Raw genomic sequence first — 15667 nt, 5'->3', positions numbered from 1 at the left:
TTCGGGTGATGGGCGAGTGGGTCCGGTCAGGCGTCCGCGGAGTCCGAGCGCAGGGCGTAGGTCGCGACGATGTTGCCCGCCTGGGTCTGCGTCGAGTTCAGCAGATGCATCCGCGTCGTGGGGACGGAGTCATCGAAGAGCCTGCGACCCTCACCGGCTCCGCTGCGGCGCCCGCGTCATGTCCAGGCAGACGTGGGTGGCGATGGAATACAGCCACGTACGCAGCGACGAGCGGCCGCCGAATTCGGCGCCATCCCGCGCCCTCCACGCACGCAGCATCGTCTCCTGCGTCGCGTCTTCGGCCTCCGCGATACAGCCGAAGTAGCGGTAGCAGTAGCCGAGGATCTCACGGCGGTACGTTTCCGCCTCGGTCGTGGTCACGCGGATATTGTCCGCCTGGTTCGTGGGGTTGTGGTGTGGTTCGGCGGCCGGAGCTGCGGATTGCCGTGCTTACCTGGGGGTAGCAGGTGTGCGCTCGGGACGCGGTTGTGGTGGAAAATGGCGCAAATCCGCGATGCAAACATGACTTGACGTTCATCATTGGTGGATCGACGTCGTTCGGACGTCTGGCCCGGGGGGTGGCGACCGATGAGTTCTTTCCGTTGGCGTGCGATTGCTGGAGCCGCGGCGGCAATCGTCTTTTCCGCGGGATTGGCACCAGCGGCGAGTGCCGTCGAAGTGAATGTCGGGCCGTTCGTCATCCAGGTACCGGAGCTCGCACCCATTCCAGTGGCCGTCCCACCAGGGTCGGAGGCTGCGCCGCTTCCGGGTTTGCCGCACCCGTTCGAGTGGGTGTATCCCGCGCCGCCGTTTGATCCCTTCGGTGGCCGGACCGTGGCGCTGAACTGTGGCAACGTTCCGGAGCGAACGCCGTCGACCATCATCATCGCCTGCGGCAATGGGAACGGGCAGTTCCAGAACATCCGTTGGACATCGTGGCTCGATGGCACGGCTGAGGGGACCGCAGACAAGGTGTGGGTCGAGTGTGTGCCAGCGTGCTATAACGGCATCCGCCGCAGCAAACCCGCGCGCATCGTGCTGCACGACGTTCGCCAGACCCCTGCCGGCCCGACCTTCGCCAGGCTTACTTCTCATGACGATCTGGGCGCGAGATCGACCACCTTGCCCGGCTTCATGTTCGACCAGCGCGATCCGTGGATCTTCCCGTGACGCCGAATCTCCGCCGCGCCGCACAAGTCACCATGTCGGACCTGCCTGCTTACATGCCGAATATCGTCAAAGCCCGCTTTCGGAGGTCCCATGTCTCACATTCGTAGGCTTCTCGCCAGCGCACTCGGTGTCCTCGCGCTCAGTGTCAATGCGACTCCCGTTTCGCAGGCGCAGCCACTGCCCGGTGGATCGCTGGAGCTGCCGCCCATAGAACCGATCTCCGTACCGGTACCGATGGGGTCGACCGCTGGCCAACTTCCTCCGTTGCCGTTCCCGCTGTTCTGGCAGGACCCGGTGCCACCGCCTCCGCCGGCTCCCAGGTTCGTCGCCTCCAACTGGATCGTGATGTACACCGCGTGCCCTGCGCCCGGCGAGTGGGCCTACACGCAGAACGGCACCCGCGCCTGGTGTGCGCGACGCCTCCAAACCGATGCATTCCATTGGGCGCCGAGCCAGGAGCCTTTCCGGCACCCGGAGGCGACGGACTGGAGCCGCATGACCCGAGTGGAGAACTCTCTGGGAGGTAGGCGATGCGAAGTTGAGGGAGCCAGGGCGGTCAACCCTTCAAACGGACAAGAGGTCTACTGCCAGATGGAACAACGGCTTGTAGTGCCTGCTCCCATCTGGAAGTTCACCGACTACTTGAACTTCGCGACTCGATAAGTCTATTAGTGCGGCTGTAGTCCTTGGCCGCCGCATGTCGAGAACCCGGATCCGGTTCCGTCCTCCTGGTGAAGCGACCACACTGGGTCGCACAGTACGAGGAGGATCACCATGGCCAAGTACCTGTTGCTCAAGCACTACCGGGGCGCGCCCGAGCCGCCCAACAACGTGCCCATGACCGAGTGGGCGCCCGAGGAGGTCTCCGCCCACATCCAGTACATGAACGACTTCGCCGCCCGCCTGGAGGAGTCCGGCGAGTTCGTCGACGCCAACGCGCTGTCGGAGTCGGGGACGTGGGTGCGGTACGACGGCGAGGGCCGCCCGCCGCTCACGGACGGCCCGTTCCCCGAGACCAAGGACCTCATCGCCGGGTGGATGATCATCGAGGCCGCCACCTACGAGCGCGCACTCGAGCTCGCGGCAGAGCTGTCCGCGGCCCCGGGCGCGGGCGGCGAGCCGATCCACGAGTGGCTGGAGCTCCGTCCGTTCCTCGAGGCGCCGCCGGAGTTCGAGAGCTGACGCGGCCGGGCCGGCTCGGCCGGGACGGGCTGGGCCGGGCTGGGTGGCCGCTCGGTGGTCCGGTCCCCGCTCCGCGCGTACGGTGCGGGCATGACCAACCCCGAGCAGGACCCGACCCAGTCGTCCACGGAAGAGACCCTGGGTGCGCCGGTCCCCGAAACCCCGGGAGCCGGCGACACCTCGGTGCAGCGGGATCCCGAGGACTGGGTGACCGGCGACGAGCCCATGACCGCCGCGCAGAAGAGCTACCTCGACACCCTCGCGCGCGAGGCCGGCGAGGAGTTGCCCGCGACCCTGACCAAGGCGCAGGCCTCGGAGCACATCGACCGCCTGCAGAAGGGCAACCCGCGGACCACCTGACCTGTCCGGTCAGACGGCCACCGGGTTCTGGTCCGCCTCCTTGAACTCGAGGACCGGCTCGGTGTGGTTGTGCTCGTACGGCTGCTCGGCGGCGCCCTGCGCGCGGGCGGCCTTGATGTCCGCGTACTGCTCGAGCGGGGTGCGCGGATCGCCGTAGCGCTCGCGGGCCCACGCAGGCGAATGTGTCCGCGGGCTGTCGGCCTTGATGCCGCGGATCGCGGGCTCGATGTAGCGGACCGAGCGTGGGCTGACCCGCTCGACCATCGCCATCATTAGTCGGGGTTGTTATGTGCGGCCTTGTAGAACATCTTCCACAGGGCGATCGACGCGCTGTCCACCGCCCGCGACTGCGTGACGCCCAGCATCGGGCGCATCCACCGCGGATAGGTGGCGATGATGCTCGCCCGCAGGAACGGCCGCCCGGCCTTCTTGATGAACGCGGGCAGACGCGGTTCGATGGTCTCGAAGCCGTCGAGGATGTGGTCGACGTTGGAGATCGCCGCCTCCGACGCCGCCAGCTTGTCCCGCCAGTCGTCGAAGTACTTCTGCACCTCACCGCGCGTGCGGGGCACGTCCTCCTGCCGGATCGGCTGCACCTCGGCCGCGATCGCGCACTGGCGCCAGTACTCGTTCTCCTCGTCGCGGCTGAGCCTGCCGGGCCCGAACACCTCGTAGACGTAGAGGATCGAGTGCCACGCCGTCATGTGGATCCACAGCTGCGAGTCCGGATTGTTGGAGTCGTACTCGTTGCCGGTGACCTTGTTGATCCCGTAGGCGCGCGAGTGGACCTTCATGAGAATGTCCGACATCTTGATGACCGTCGGGGTGTCCGCGAACAGCACGGCGGAGAAGTACTCCATCGTGCGGTCGTACCGCAGCGGCGTCCGCTGGATCACCTGGCCGGTCTTGTCGACCGCGGCGGTGAGATCCGGGTCCAGGTGTTCGATCGTCACGGCCCGCGCGAAGCCCTGCAGCGCGGACGCCGGGAACGTCCAGACCTTCCATGCCACGGAACCCGGGCCGAACAGCCCCTCGTCGATGCGGTTCTTCCCTGTGGTTGCCACGTCGCCCCCTCGTCGGTGCTCTCCATTGAGCGCTCTGCGTGAATCAGCTCACGTCGGATGACCGAGAGCATTAGACATATGCTTCCCTTTTGTAAAGTCATTGCGGGAAGTTGCAGCTCATCACCACCGACCGCGCGCCCGGAGTAGGAGAATCGATCCCACGATGATCGGGCCGGAATTGCGCGAGCTGACCCCGCAGGTGATCGGCGTGCTCGTCCGCCGCGGGGCCGACTTCGCCGCGGCCGAGGACGCCGTGCAGGACGCGCTCCTCGAGGCCGTGCGCACCTGGCTGGACGACCCGCCCCGCAACCCCCGCGGCTGGCTGATCGCCGTGGCGTGGCGCAGGTTCCTGGACGCCGCGCGCTCGGAGGCTGCCCGTCGGCGTCGCGAGGAACTGGCGGCGACCGAGCAGGTGGTGGGCTCGTCGTCGTCGAGATCCTCCGGTGGCCCGGGCGCCGACCCGGCGGCAGGGCCGGCGCCGGCGCCTGAGGTCGATGACACCCTGTGGCTCTACTTCCTGTGCGCCCACCCGTCGCTGCCCGCCCCGTCAGCGGTGGCGCTGACGCTGCGCGCGGTCGGCGGGCTGACCACCCGACAGATCGCGCGGGCGTTCCTGGTCCCCGAGGCCACCATGGCGCAGCGCATCAGTCGCGCGAAGCGCACGATCTCAGGTGAGCGGTTGGACCGGCCCGGGGATGTGGCCACCGTGCTCCGGGTGTTGTACCTGGTGTTCAACGAGGGGTACACCGGCGAGGTGGACCTGGCCGAGGAGGCGCTGCGGCTGACCCGGCAACTGTCGGCGTCGATCGACCATCCCGAGGTGCGGGGACTGCTCGCGCTGATGCTGCTGCACCACGCCCGCCGGGCCGCGCGGAGAGACGACGACGGCGAGCTGATCCCGCTGGCCCGGCAGGACCGGAGCCGATGGCCCGCGATGAGCCGGGGGAGTACCAGGCCCAGGCCGCGATCGCCGCCCTTCACGCCGACGCGCGCTCGACCGCCGAAACCGACTGGGTGCAGGTGGTCGAGTGGTACGACGAGCTGCTCGAGTGGAACGACAGCCCGGTGGCCCGACTGAACCGCGCGGTGGCGGTGGGGCACGCCCGGGGGACCCGCGAAGCGCTGGCCGCGCTCGAGCACGTGCCACGGTCGCTTCCCCGGCGCACCGCGGCCGAGGCCTATCTGTACGAGCGGGCGGGGGACCGGGCCGCGGCCGCCGAGCTCTACCTCCGCGCGGCGGAGGAGGCGACGTCGCTCCCCGAGCGCCGCTACCTGGGTCGAAAGGCGGCTGACCTCACGCGGCCATGAGGGCCTGCCGCGGCGGATGAGACCATCGGGGTATGGCGAGAAACGACAAGCGCTTCGAGAAGGTCCACTCCCAGAGCATGGGGTTCGGCAGCAGCGTCGAGATCCTCAGGGACACCCAGACCGGGGTGTGCTACCTGTGGCGCTCGGGCGGATACGCAGGCGGGCTCACCGCGCTCCTGGGCGCCGACGGTAAGCCCGTCGTCGACCCCTCGCTCTAAGGGGAGCTACCCGGGGTCGTTCAGGGGACCTGGCTGACCACCGAGGTGGGGGCGTTCCGGTCCGTGCCCGCGGAGGGCTGGGCGGCTTCGCCCGACACCGCGAACAGCGTGACCCCCAGGACCGCCACCGCGGCGATTGCTGCGCCGACCCCCAATTCGAGAGTCGTCAACTGCATCCGCTGCCCCAGCACCTGGGGCGGCATGGTGGAGGTGGCCATGGATCTCCTCGTCCTGGATCGACGGCGCATCCGCTGTTCTCGACCGCGGATGCGCTGTGGTCGCGGATGACCATAGTCCTCGATGGTGCCCGCGGGTAGAGGGGGGCCGAATCGCCGACCTGACTCGTCGATGTCCCCGCAGACGGGGAGCGCCGGCCCATCCGTGTGGCGCAGGTCTCCGAATCAGGGGCAGACGCTGAAAGGAGAACCGCCGTGAGTTCTCTCCCCGGGCCCCGCACCTGCCCCTTTCTCGCGATGGCGGGCATCGCGCTCCTCGCCTCCGTGGCGGTTGTGGCCGCTCTCATGCCCGGGGCGGCGCTCCATGCAGGCGGCGGGTGGATGGTGCCCGCATTGTTCAGCGTGATGGTGTTCGCCCTCGTCGTGGGCGCGACCGCGGTGTTCCTGAGGGCCCCGGTGTCCTTGCCCGGGTCCCGGCGCTCCCGCCGGTCCGGCTCGGGCTCCCGCGCCCGCCCCGGCCCGCGCGGGCGTACGGAGTTCGCCCTGCGCCAGCCCGATCGGGCACTGCGCGTCCGCATAGATCGACTGCCGGGGATCACGGACTAGAACCCCGGCCCATCCCCCCGGCCCTGCCGGTCAGCTCTGCAGGACTCCGGCGCGATCGAAGCCCCGGAAAAAAAGTTCGAGAGTGCTCGTGACGATCCGTCGGCTCGTGACGTCTTAGTTGTGTAGTTGCCCATCGGAGGCCCGGCCCGGAGCCGGGCCTTCCCACGAGGAGGAAGCATGTCGAACGCAATCCCCAAGACCGGTCGTGAGCAGTCGCGTGAGCAGGAGGCCGCACAGGCCGCGGAGGCCGCCGCGCAGGAGAAGGCCGTGGAGAAGCAGCCCGCTCGGGGACCGCTCCAGACGTCCCGCGGGGTCACCACCCTGGACGACGGGGTCGTGGCCAAGATCGCCGGCATGGCCGCGCGTGAGGTCCCCGGCGTCTACGACATGGGCAACGCCGCCCGCCGCGCCTTCTCGGCGGTGACCGATCGCATCCCCAACGCCCAGACCAACGTCACCGGCGGCATCAGCGTCGAGAAGGGTGAGACCCAGACCGCGATCGACGTGACGGTGGTCGTGGAGTACGGCGCCTCGATCGTCGACGTGGGCAACGCCATCCGGCGCAACGTCATCGACCAGGTCGAGGGCACCACCGGGCTCGAGGTGGTCGAGGTCAACGTCAACGTCACCGACGTCCGCCTGCCCCAGGATGACGACGACGACACCGGGCGTTCCGGCTCCGAAAGCGGCCGCAGCACCGAGCTCCGCTGACCCGCCGACCCATCCACCACTGCTGCACCGCGGGGGCGGGTCGCCCGGCCCGCCCCCGCACCCCCTTGAGCGAGGAGTTCTCATGAAGACCACCCATCTCACACTTCTGGTGGGGTTGTTCCTCGGCGCCGTCGCCGCGTTCGGCTCCATCGGCCAGTTCCTCATCGTGCTGATCTCCGGCGTGATCGGTGTGGCCGTGGGCCTGGCCATGGAGGGACGCGTCGAGATCAAGGGCCTCACCGATCGCCGGAGGCGGTGACCCGTGACCGCCGCGCAGACTGACCAGACCGGTCGCCGGCCCGCCACGGATCCGGCCGCGGTCGAGGAGTCCGCACCGCAGGACCAGGCGCTCCGGCCGGCCGCCGAGCGCGGACTCACCACCATCCCCGCGTCCGTCGTCGGCCGCATCGCCGAGCAGGTCGCCTCCGAGTACACCCACGTGGGCGGCGCCGCCGGAGGTCTGCTGGGGGTGGGCGCCCGCCGGGATTTCGACTCGCGCCCGTCGGCCACCTGCGACCTCTACGGGACCGTCGCCGTGCTCACGCTGGACGTGGGCGTCGCGTTCCCCGTGAACCTGTCCGACACCTGCCGAGGCCTGCGCCGGTACGTGCGCGAGAGGGTCGGCGAGTTGACCGGCCTCCAGGTGGGCCGGTTGGACATCGAGATCTCGTGGCTCAACCCCGGGACCGCGACGAGAGGAGCACTGAGATGAGTGCACGGACCCGCGGAAGCGGACTGATCAGACGGCCACCGCGCGCCATCCCGGTGGCACTGCTCGCCGCGGCGCTCCTGGCCGCAGGCGGCCTGGGGAGCTGGCTGCTGGGGACCTACCTGGTCGACGGCACCTGGCCCTCGGCGGCGTCCGCCACGGTGGACTCGATCTCGGGCACCGGCATCGGATCGACGGAGATGCGCATCGCCGCCGTCGTCCTGGCTGTGGTGGGGCTCGCCCTACTGCTGGCCGCCCTCGTGCCGGGACTCCCGTCGCGCGTCCTGGTCCTCGCGGACGACGTCCCGGGCGAGACCGCCATCTCCCGCCGTGACCTGGCCCGCCGCATCCAACGGCGGACCGAGAACGTCGACGGCGTGCACAGCACGAGCGTGGCCGTCCGCCGGCGCCGGATCGACGTGGCCGTGGCGACCGTGGTCGACGACCCCGCCCCGGTGACCAGGGGAGCGAAGGACGCCGTGGACCGGGCGCTGGCCGAACTGCGCCCGTCCGGTCCGTCACGCCCCCGCGTGCGCACCCACCGCAGAAGCTGAGAGGACGACACATCATGCGTAGCCTGTCCGGAACCCGAAACCGCATCGCGTTGACGGTGGCGGGTCTGCTGACCCTGGCCGTCGCGGCGTGGCTGGTCGCGGTGTCCTTCGCCCTCATCCCCGCGGGCTCGCCGCTCGCCGGCCTGACGGTGCCGGCCGACTCGACGGTGTCGACGCTGGTGCAGGAGCACCGTGGGTGGGCACTGCCGGCCGCCACCGCCGCCTCCGTCCTCGCCGTGCTCGCCGGGCTGGGTCTGCTGCTCGCGCAGATCCCCACCGCACCGGCGCACACCTCTCTGCGTCTGCACGACGACGACGGCACCGTCCTGGCCACCCTGGAACCCCAGGTCCTGGAGCGCGCACTGGCCGAGCGGGTGGAGGGCGTCCCCGGCGTCGAGGAGGCGTCCGTGCGGGTCTCCGGCTCCACGACCTCCCTGCGGATCCTGGCCGAGGTGACGATCGCCGAGGAGGCGCAGGTGGAATGGGCTGTCGAGGAGGCCCGCCGGGTGCTGGCCGCGGATCCGGAGACCGCCCTCGGCACCAGCCCTCGGTCGGTCGACCTGCTGGTCCGCGTGCACACCCCGCGGACCTCCCGATCCGACCGCGTGGCCGTGCGCCATCACGGTGCGGGCGGGGAACTGGTCTCCGAGGCGGCATGACCCCCGCGCCCTCCCCGCCGGGGGAGTACCCCGACCGCACCCTGGTGCTGCGCGCACAGGACGGTGACCCCGAGGCCTTCGACGTGTTGATCGACCGCCACCAGGGTCGCCTGTTCCGCATCGCCTACCTGGTGTTGGGGGACCGGCAGGACAGCGAGGACGTGGTCCAGGAGTCGCTGCTCACCGCGTGGAAGCGGCTGCATCTCCTGGACGACCCGGATGCGGTGCGGAGCTGGCTGGCCCAGATCTGCTCGCGTCGGGCGACCGACATCGCCCGCCGCCGGGCCCGCCGCTCCACCGACGCCCAGCCGCCCGAGCTCCTGAACGTCCATCGCGACGAGGGCCCCCGGTCCGACCCCGCGCAGACCACCATGGTCAACGCGCAGATGCAGGCCCTGGCCCGGGTGCTCGGGACGATGGACCCGGATCTGCGGTCCTGCTGGACACTGCGCGAGATCGACGGCATGTCCTATCGGGAGGTCGCGTCCGCGCTCGACATCACCGAGTCCACCGCGCGGGGCCGCCTCGCGCGTGCCCGCACGCACGTGATCGAATATATGAAGGAATGGCGGTGAACACCATGGACGGATCCTCCGGACCCGGTGGACCCGACGACGCCGAGGCCACCCGGCACTATCTCGATCAGATCAGTGCCCTGCACCGCGACTGGGACGAGCTCGAGAGCCGGGGCGACGACTCCGTGCAGCTGTCCGGTCGGGCGAGGTCGGCACTGGCGGAGGCCGTCCGCGCGGATGCCCGACACGGCGCGCGGGTGCAGATGCCTCCCACCGACATCGGCCCCTACTCGCTGACCGAACTCGCCCTGCGGACACTGATCCGCGACACCGTCGACGGCGTCCCGGGGGTGCTGAGTCTGCGGACCACCGTCGACCACGATCCGGTCGAGGGCTGGGGTACCCGCGGTCTGCCCCGCCGCATCGCGTGCCGCGTCTCGTTCGCGGCGTCGACCCCGGATCTGCCCGCCCTGGCGGACGCGGTCCGACAGGCGGTGCGTGGTGCGTGCGCCCGCGAATTCGACCTCGTCGACCTGGTGGTCGACGTCCACATCGAGGATCTTCATGAGAACTGAGCCGACGGCAGCGGAGTTGATCGACCTGGTGGTCGCCGTCCCCGGGGTCAACGGGATAGAACCCGGCATCGGCACCTCACTGCGGGCGCTCGATGCCCGCATACGGCGGGCCGGCCCCGTCCTGAGTCACTTCGGTCTCCACGTCGACCGCGACGGCAACAGGGTCACCGTCGAGGTGAGCCTGGACCCCTCCCGACCGGTCAGGCAGAGCGTGCGGGAGATCCAGTCGGTCCTGCGGGACGCCCTGGGCGCCTCGGTGCCGGTCGGTACCGAGCTCGAGGTGCGGGTGCAGTCGCTCCACCGGGGCTGAGCCCGCGGCGCGTGCGTCCGGCGCGGACACCGTTGGCGATCACCAGGATCTCCGCGAGCTCGTGCACCAGCACGACCGCGGCCAGCCCCAGGACGCCGGCCAGCGCCAACGGCACCAGCCCGATGATGATCGCCAGCGAGAGCCCGATGTTCTGCAGCATGATCCGGCGGGAGCGGCGGGCGTGCTGCAGCGCCCGGGGCAGGTGCCGCAGGTCCTCGCCGAGGAGGGCCACGTCGGCCGTCTCGATCGCGACGTCGTTGCCCATCGCCCCCATCGCGATCCCCAGGTCCGCGGTCGCCAGGGCGGGGGCGTCGTTGACGCCGTCGCCGACCATCGCCGTCGCCCTCTCCGCGCGGAACCGGGTGACGATGCGGGCCTTGTCCTCCGGCCGCAGGTCCGCGTGGACGTCGTCGAGCCCCACCTCGGCCGCCAGCGCGCGGGCGGTGCGGCCGTTGTCCCCGGTGAGCATCGCCACCCGGTAGCCGTCGCGGCGCAACGCGGCGACCACCTCCGCGGCCTCGGGCCGCGGCTCGTCGCGGACCGCGATCGCCCCCAGCACCTCGCCCTCCCGCTCGACCAGCACGGCCGTCGAGCCGTGGTGCTGTATCCGTTCGACATCCGACGCCAGGGGGCCGGGCCGGATCCATCCGGGCCGACCCAACCGGACCGACCGCCCGTCGAGCAGCCCGGTCAGGCCGGCGCCGGTGACGGCGGTGACCTCCCGGGCCGCGGGGACCTCGTGGCCGGCCGCGTCCAGGATCGCCGCCGCCAACGGGTGTTCGCTGCGGGCCTCCAGGGCGGCGGCCACCGCGAGGACCTCCGCCCCGGAGACCCCGTCCGCGGTCGCGATCTCGACGACGGCAGGACGGCCACGGGTCAGGGTGCCGGTCTTGTCCAGGGCGATTCCGCGGATGCGGCCGAGGGCCTCCAGAGCGGCGCCACCCTTGACCAGCACCCCGAACCGGCTGGCCGCACCCACGGCGGCGTACACGGTGACGGGCACCGAGATCGCCAGGGCGCAGGGCGAGGCCGCCACCAGGACGACGAGGGCCCGTTCGATCCACACCTGCGGGTCGCCGAGCAGGCTCCCCACCACCGCGATCAGCGCAGCGGCCACGAGGATGCCCGGGACCAGGGGCCTGGCGACGGTGTCGGCCAGCCGCTGGGCCTCGCCCTTGCGGGACTGTTCGGCCTCGACGATCCGGACGATCCTCGCCAGCGAGTTGTCCCGCGCCTCCGCGGTGACCGTGACCTCCAGGGCGCCGCTGCCGTTGATCGACCCCGCGTACACCTCGTCCCCCGGACCGGCCTCGACCGGGACCGATTCGCCGGTGATCGCCGAGTTGTCCAGGGCGGTTCGCCCTGTGCGGATGGTGCCGTCGGTGGCGATCCGCTCGCCCGGTCGGACGATCATCACCTCGCCCAGACGCAGGTCGTCGGTCTCCACCCGCAGCTCACGCCCGCCGCGGAGGACGGTGGCGGTCGACGGCACCAGCGACAACAGGGAGCGCAGGCCGCGGCGGGTGCGTGCGACCGAATACTCCTCGAGCCCCTCGCTGATGGCGAAGAGGAACGCCAGCATGGCGGCCTCCTCGATCTGTCCGAGGATCACCGCACCGGCGGCCGCGATGGTCATGAGCGTGCCCACGCCGATCCTGCCGCGCACGAGCCGCCTCAGGGTCGAGGGGACGAAGGTGTAACCGGCCACCAGCAGCGCGAGCACGAACAGCGCGGACCCGGCCGCGTGGGGGCCGGCCGTCCAGCCGAGGATCAGTCCCGCGAGCAGCAGGAGCCCGGCGATGGCCGCGGCCCGGATCTCGGTGACCTGCCACAGCTTCTCCGGACCGCGGTCCTCGTGCTCGCCGGCCAGCGGTTCGTCGGGGCCGCACCCGCACGCGTCGCTCACGAGACGTGGTCGGGGCACAGCGCGACCGCCGACCCGGTCGCGGAGAGGAGCGTCTCGGCGGAGGACAGCAGGTCCATCAGCTCGGGACGGGCGAGCGAATAGAACACCTGCCGGCCCTGCGGTCGCCCCTCCACGAGCCCGCAGTCCCGCAGGCACGCGACGTGGGCGGACACCGTGGACTGAGCCAGCCCGAGCTCGGCCACCAGGTCGGCGACCCGGGTCTCACCGCGGGCGAGCCGGCGGATGATCGCCAGCCGGGTCCCGTCGGACAGGCTGCGGAACAGCGCGGCAGCGGCATCGAGTCCGGGCCCTGACTCGGGGGCCGCTCCCGGCTCCGTCCGTGACCGGCACCCGGTGGTGTCCGCGCACGCAACCCCGGCATTGATCGTCATTCGACGATGATAACTGTGTTGAGCGATGTGTTCCAGGGTCGACGCCGGCGTCGACCCGGCCGCTAGGAATTGGCGATCGCGAGCACCGCCCACACCGGGAGCCACAGGCCGAAGGTGAGGATGGTCAGGATCAGGTGCAGCACGTGGCACCGGTCGACTCGTCCGGGGTGGGTCCGTCGTCAGGCGAGGGAAGGGTGAGGTCTTGCGCTCGCGTCTGCTTCTCGGCGCCGCTCGCCAGAGCGACGGTCGCGTTCCACTCGCCGGCGGGGACCGGCAGGTCCGCCGACAGCGGGAATCGGACCTCGGCCGTCTCGCCGGGAGCGATCGTGACGGGCTCCGCTGCGAGCGGTGGGGTCGCCAACCCGCCGGGCCCGCCGGTGAGGTCGAGGGTGCCGGCCACGTCGATCGCCCGTCGTCCCGTGTTGGACACGGTCGCGAGGAAGGCGGCCACCCCGAGCGCGGTCCAGACCGGCCGGAGATCGACGATCTCGAAACCCGACCCGGGGTCGTCGCCCGCGCCGGTGGAGAGGTAGACGCGGACCCCGACGCGGGAGATCCGGTCGAGGCCGGCCTCGTGCGAGCCCGAACCGCCCCCGGAGGACCCGACCGACCCGAGCGATCCGGCCTCCGACCCCACCGACCCCGCTGAGCCCACCGACCCAGTACCCGATCCGGTCGCGCTCCCGCCCGGGGACGCGGAGGTGTGGGACGCCCAGATCACCGCGTACTGCTCGGCATCCGGGGCCTCGGCGGGCACGGAGATCGTCGCGACCACCTCGGCCGACGCCCCGGGCTGCAGGTACAGAACCGGCCGGTCGACGCGGATCCACCGGGACAGGGCGCTCGATTGACCGGGCGCTGAGGGGAGGAAGCTCCCGTCCTGCAACGCGGCCGGCCCGGGATCTATTGCGTCAAATCCGGCGGCGTGTCGCGGGTGTGAACCGGATGGCGGGTCGCCCCATGGTGCAGCTGAGTCGGTGTGACGGGTGCGGCGCCTACGCCACCTGCATCGTGGTCAGGCAGGTCAGGTCGTCGTCGCCGGTGGAGACGGGCGAGGTCGTCGAGTCGCCCTCGTGCGCGATCGTCAGGGTGCCGGTGAGGTCGCGCGGGAGCCACAGGCCCACGAAGCCGTTGTCGTAGGTCGTGCGGGTCTCGTCGAGCACGGTCTGCCCGGTCGCCCCGTCCGTCACGGTCACCTGCACGGTCTCGCCGCCGAGCTCCCCGAGGCACGTGGTGAGGCTGTGGAAGAAGCAGTCGTGCGTGAAGGTCCGGTACGGGGCCACGGAGAGGTAGAACTCGTCGGCCGGCATCGGCAGCGCCGCCTCCTCGAGGTCGCCGGTGGGGTCGCTCAGGACCAGCTGGTCCGGTTCGACGGAAGCCCACAGGTCGTCGGGCCGCTCGGCCACGGGCATGGTGTCGAGCCGCTCGATCACCTGCCGGGCGTCCAACCCCTCGAGGCCGTGTCGCTCGACGAGGGTGGCCGCGGCCCGGTCGGAGGTGGAGTCCGGTTCCGGCCCGGCCGAGGTGCAGGCGGTCAGCCCCAACGATCCCGCGACCACGGCCGCGAGCAGGGCGCGACGGCGCGCGGACGGGCGGGGAACAGTCGTCAGAGCACTCGTCACGGTCACAGGCCGGCGAGCATCTCGCGCATCTGATCGATCTCCCGCTGCTGGGTGTCGATGATGGTCTGGGCCAGCTCGACCGCCTCCGGGTGGGTGCCGCCGGACACCTGGTCCTCGGCCATGTCGATCGCGCCCTCGTGGTGGACGATCATCTGCTCCAGGAACAACCGCGCGGCGTCGGTGCCCTCGGCGTCGGCCAGCTCCTGCATCTCCTCCGGCGAGAGCATCCCGTCCATCATGCGCATCTCGCCGGCGTCACCCATGTGGTCACCCATGTGGTCGCCATGGTCGCCGCGGCCCATGCCGGGTTCGCCCCACTCCTCGAGCCACTCGCCGAGCTGCTCGATCTCCGGGCCCTGCGCGGCCTTGATCTCCTCGGCCAGCTCGCGGACGTCGTCGGGGACACCCTCCTTGGCCAGGATGATGTCGCTCATCTCGATGGCCTGCTCGTGGTGCGGGATCATCATCCGCGCGAACCGCACGTCGGCGGCGGAGTGCTCGGACGCGTCGCCCTCCTCGGTGGTCGCGGGAGCGCCGTCCTCGGCGGTGGTGGTCGTGGCCGGCGTCGTGGCCGTCGTGTCGTCGCCGTCGTCGGCACAGGCGGAGAGCGTGAGGACGGCCACGGCTGCGGCGGCGAGGAAGATCCTGCTGGTCATCGTCGAGGTCCTTTCGAACGGAGCGGCCGGGCGCCCGGACTGCTGGGAACCATCCTGCCCGTCGGGTCCGGCGCTCCGGATGGAGGTCGTGTGAAGGTTTGGTCAAGGCCGTCGCGGGGGCGGCGGAACCGCAGGAGGGGCGCGATGATGGGACCCATGACCTCCAGCCCTGGCGACCACGGACAGGCCGGTGCACCCGATCCCGTGCCGCGCCCGCCCACGGGGTTGCGGGCGATGGTCGTCGACGACGAGCAGTCCCTCGCGGACCTGGTCGCCTCGTATCTCCGTCGCGACGGATTCGAGGTCACCGTCACCGGCGACGGTGCCGAGGCGGTCACGCTCGCCCGGTCGGTGGACCCGGACGTGATCGTCCTGGACCTGGGGTTGCCGGGGCTGGACGGGGTCGAGGTGTGCCGGCGGATCAGGGCGCACTCCGACGCGTACGTCGTGATGCTCACCGCCCGGACCGACGAGGTCGACACACTGATCGGGCTGTCCGTCGGCGCGGATGACTACATGACCAAGCCGTTCAGCCCCCGCGAGCTCATGGCAAGGATCCAGGCGATGTTGCGCAGACCGCGGGGTCCCGTGACCGGGTACGACGACGAGGTGGCGGCCGCCGGGTCCGCGGGCACCACCCCGGTGGACGCGCGTCTGCGGAGGATCGGGGATCTGACCATCGACGTGGCCGGTCGCGAGGTGAGCGTCGACGGGCGGGCCGTCGCCCTGACCCGAACCGAGTTCGACGTGCTCGCCGCCCTGTCCCGCGACCCGGGTGTCGTGTTCACCCGATCCCAGTTGATCGAGAGGGTGTGGGGCCCGAACTGGGTCGGCGACGACCACCTGGTGGACGTTCACGTCGCGCACCTGCGCCGCAAGCTCGGTGACGAGGCCGCGCGGGGTCGCTACGTCCGCACCGTCCGCGGAGTGGGCTACCGGATGGGGGCCGGGCGGTGAGCGGCGGCGCTGTCGGC

The 15667-nt window shown here is 71.1% G+C and carries 23 protein-coding genes and 1 pseudogene; 15 read left to right on the top strand and 9 right to left on the bottom strand.

Features of this window, described 5'->3' with window-relative positions:
* Positions 1–150 precede the first annotated feature (150 nt).
* Positions 151–381: a sigma-70 family RNA polymerase sigma factor gene (locus tag H483_RS34945; RefSeq protein WP_017838028.1), complete on the bottom strand. Its 231-nt coding sequence runs from the start codon at positions 379–381 to the stop codon at positions 151–153.
* Positions 382–588: 207 nt separating this feature from the next.
* Here H483_RS34945 and H483_RS34940 point away from each other — a divergent pair, with 207 nt between their 5' ends.
* The 3 genes from H483_RS34940 to H483_RS34930 all read left to right on the top strand — a co-directional run bounded on the left by H483_RS34940 (position 589) and on the right by H483_RS34930 (position 2712).
* Entirely contained in the window at positions 589–1170 is a 582-nt protein-coding gene (locus tag H483_RS34940; protein ID WP_152428038.1) for a hypothetical protein, read from the top strand.
* Positions 1171–1944: 774 nt separating this feature from the next.
* Positions 1945–2352: a YciI family protein gene (locus tag H483_RS34935; protein WP_017838026.1), complete on the top strand. Its 408-nt coding sequence runs from the start codon at positions 1945–1947 to the stop codon at positions 2350–2352.
* 90 nt (positions 2353–2442) lie between these two features.
* Positions 2443–2712 carry a DUF3072 domain-containing protein gene (locus H483_RS34930; RefSeq protein ID WP_031265135.1) on the top strand — a complete coding sequence of 90 codons (270 nt, stop codon included), beginning with the start codon at positions 2443–2445 and terminating at the stop codon, positions 2710–2712.
* A 9-nt stretch (positions 2713–2721) separates the two neighbouring features.
* Here the strand turns inward: H483_RS34930 and H483_RS40195 are convergent, their stop codons facing one another.
* Both H483_RS40195 and H483_RS34925 read right to left on the bottom strand, forming a co-directional pair.
* Positions 2722–2976, bottom strand: a complete 255-nt coding sequence (locus H483_RS40195; RefSeq protein WP_238556362.1) for a hypothetical protein — start codon at positions 2974–2976, stop codon at positions 2722–2724.
* 8 nt (positions 2977–2984) lie between these two features.
* On the bottom strand, positions 2985–3776 hold the full coding sequence (locus tag H483_RS34925) for an oxygenase MpaB family protein (protein WP_052308389.1): 792 nt from the start codon (positions 3774–3776) through the stop codon (positions 2985–2987).
* A gap of 163 nt (positions 3777–3939) precedes the next feature.
* Between H483_RS34925 and H483_RS34920 the strand changes: the two are divergent.
* Together H483_RS34920 and H483_RS34915 are read left to right on the top strand one after the other, a co-directional pair.
* Positions 3940–5084: pseudogene (locus H483_RS34920) on the top strand (RNA polymerase sigma factor).
* 32 nt (positions 5085–5116) lie between these two features.
* Positions 5117–5302 (top strand): DUF6440 family protein, encoded by a 186-nt coding sequence (locus H483_RS34915; RefSeq protein ID WP_017838023.1) that lies wholly within the window; start codon positions 5117–5119, stop codon positions 5300–5302.
* 20 nt (positions 5303–5322) lie between these two features.
* On the opposite strand, the gene H483_RS34910 is transcribed toward H483_RS34915, so the two are convergent.
* On the bottom strand, positions 5323–5520 hold the full coding sequence (locus tag H483_RS34910) for a hypothetical protein (protein WP_017838022.1): 198 nt from the start codon (positions 5518–5520) through the stop codon (positions 5323–5325).
* Between the two features lie 213 nt (positions 5521–5733).
* Here H483_RS34910 and H483_RS34905 point away from each other — a divergent pair, with 213 nt between their 5' ends.
* The 9 genes from H483_RS34905 (at position 5734) to H483_RS39280 (ending at position 10117) form a co-directional block, all read left to right on the top strand.
* Positions 5734–6084: a hypothetical protein gene (locus tag H483_RS34905; RefSeq protein WP_017838021.1), complete on the top strand. Its 351-nt coding sequence runs from the start codon at positions 5734–5736 to the stop codon at positions 6082–6084.
* 177 nt (positions 6085–6261) lie between these two features.
* Positions 6262–6795 carry an Asp23/Gls24 family envelope stress response protein gene (locus H483_RS34900; protein ID WP_017838020.1) on the top strand — a complete coding sequence of 178 codons (534 nt, stop codon included), beginning with the start codon at positions 6262–6264 and terminating at the stop codon, positions 6793–6795.
* 82 nt (positions 6796–6877) lie between these two features.
* Positions 6878–7054 (top strand): hypothetical protein, encoded by a 177-nt coding sequence (locus H483_RS39725; RefSeq protein WP_017838019.1) that lies wholly within the window; start codon positions 6878–6880, stop codon positions 7052–7054.
* A 3-nt stretch (positions 7055–7057) separates the two neighbouring features.
* Complete coding sequence (locus H483_RS34890; RefSeq protein ID WP_017838018.1) at positions 7058–7507, top strand: hypothetical protein; 450 nt, start codon at positions 7058–7060, stop codon at positions 7505–7507.
* Positions 7504–8058 carry a DUF6286 domain-containing protein gene (locus tag H483_RS34885; RefSeq protein ID WP_017838017.1) on the top strand — a complete coding sequence of 185 codons (555 nt, stop codon included), beginning with the start codon at positions 7504–7506 and terminating at the stop codon, positions 8056–8058. The genes H483_RS34890 and H483_RS34885 overlap by 4 nt, the downstream gene beginning before the upstream one ends.
* 14 nt (positions 8059–8072) lie before the next feature.
* Positions 8073–8717: a hypothetical protein gene (locus tag H483_RS34880; RefSeq protein ID WP_017838016.1), complete on the top strand. Its 645-nt coding sequence runs from the start codon at positions 8073–8075 to the stop codon at positions 8715–8717.
* Positions 8714–9292 carry an RNA polymerase sigma factor gene (locus H483_RS34875; RefSeq protein ID WP_017838015.1) on the top strand — a complete coding sequence of 193 codons (579 nt, stop codon included), beginning with the start codon at positions 8714–8716 and terminating at the stop codon, positions 9290–9292. The genes H483_RS34880 and H483_RS34875 overlap by 4 nt, the downstream gene beginning before the upstream one ends.
* A complete protein-coding gene (locus tag H483_RS39285) occupies positions 9283–9807 on the top strand; it encodes a hypothetical protein (protein ID WP_017838014.1) in 525 nt (174 codons plus the stop codon). The genes H483_RS34875 and H483_RS39285 overlap by 10 nt, the downstream gene beginning before the upstream one ends.
* Positions 9797–10117 (top strand): hypothetical protein, encoded by a 321-nt coding sequence (locus H483_RS39280; RefSeq protein WP_146166327.1) that lies wholly within the window; start codon positions 9797–9799, stop codon positions 10115–10117. Before H483_RS39285 ends, H483_RS39280 begins: the two co-directional genes overlap by 11 nt.
* Here H483_RS39280 and H483_RS34865 read toward each other — a convergent pair.
* The 5 genes from H483_RS34865 to H483_RS34845 all read right to left on the bottom strand — a co-directional run bounded on the left by H483_RS34865 (position 10008) and on the right by H483_RS34845 (position 14693).
* On the bottom strand, positions 10008–12023 hold the full coding sequence (locus H483_RS34865; protein ID WP_017838013.1) for a cation-translocating P-type ATPase: 2016 nt from the start codon (positions 12021–12023) through the stop codon (positions 10008–10010). The two genes, H483_RS39280 and H483_RS34865, sit on opposite strands and share 110 nt — an antisense overlap.
* Positions 12020–12415 (bottom strand): helix-turn-helix transcriptional regulator, encoded by a 396-nt coding sequence (locus tag H483_RS34860; RefSeq protein ID WP_017838012.1) that lies wholly within the window; start codon positions 12413–12415, stop codon positions 12020–12022. Before H483_RS34860 ends, H483_RS34865 begins: the two co-directional genes overlap by 4 nt.
* Before the next feature lie 130 nt (positions 12416–12545).
* Complete coding sequence (locus H483_RS34855) at positions 12546–13301, bottom strand: hypothetical protein (RefSeq protein WP_017838011.1); 756 nt, start codon at positions 13299–13301, stop codon at positions 12546–12548.
* A 109-nt stretch (positions 13302–13410) separates the two neighbouring features.
* Positions 13411–14037, bottom strand: a complete 627-nt coding sequence (locus tag H483_RS34850; protein WP_238556361.1) for a CueP family metal-binding protein — start codon at positions 14035–14037, stop codon at positions 13411–13413.
* A 2-nt stretch (positions 14038–14039) separates the two neighbouring features.
* Positions 14040–14693, bottom strand: coding sequence for a DUF305 domain-containing protein (locus H483_RS34845; protein ID WP_017838009.1), 654 nt, complete (start codon positions 14691–14693; stop codon positions 14040–14042).
* A gap of 234 nt (positions 14694–14927) precedes the next feature.
* Between H483_RS34845 and H483_RS34840 the strand changes: the two genes are divergently transcribed.
* The gene (locus H483_RS34840; protein ID WP_031265133.1) at positions 14928–15650 is read left to right on the top strand and encodes a response regulator transcription factor; all 723 of its coding nucleotides are present in this window, start codon (positions 14928–14930) and stop codon (positions 15648–15650) included.
* Positions 15651–15667: the final 17 nt, after the last annotated feature.

The sequence above is a fragment of the Dietzia sp. UCD-THP genome (assembly GCF_000349585.1).
GTDB classification, from domain to species: Bacteria; Actinomycetota; Actinomycetes; order Mycobacteriales; family Mycobacteriaceae; genus Dietzia; species Dietzia natronolimnaea_A.
This window is presented reverse-complemented; position numbering and strand designations above follow the sequence as displayed.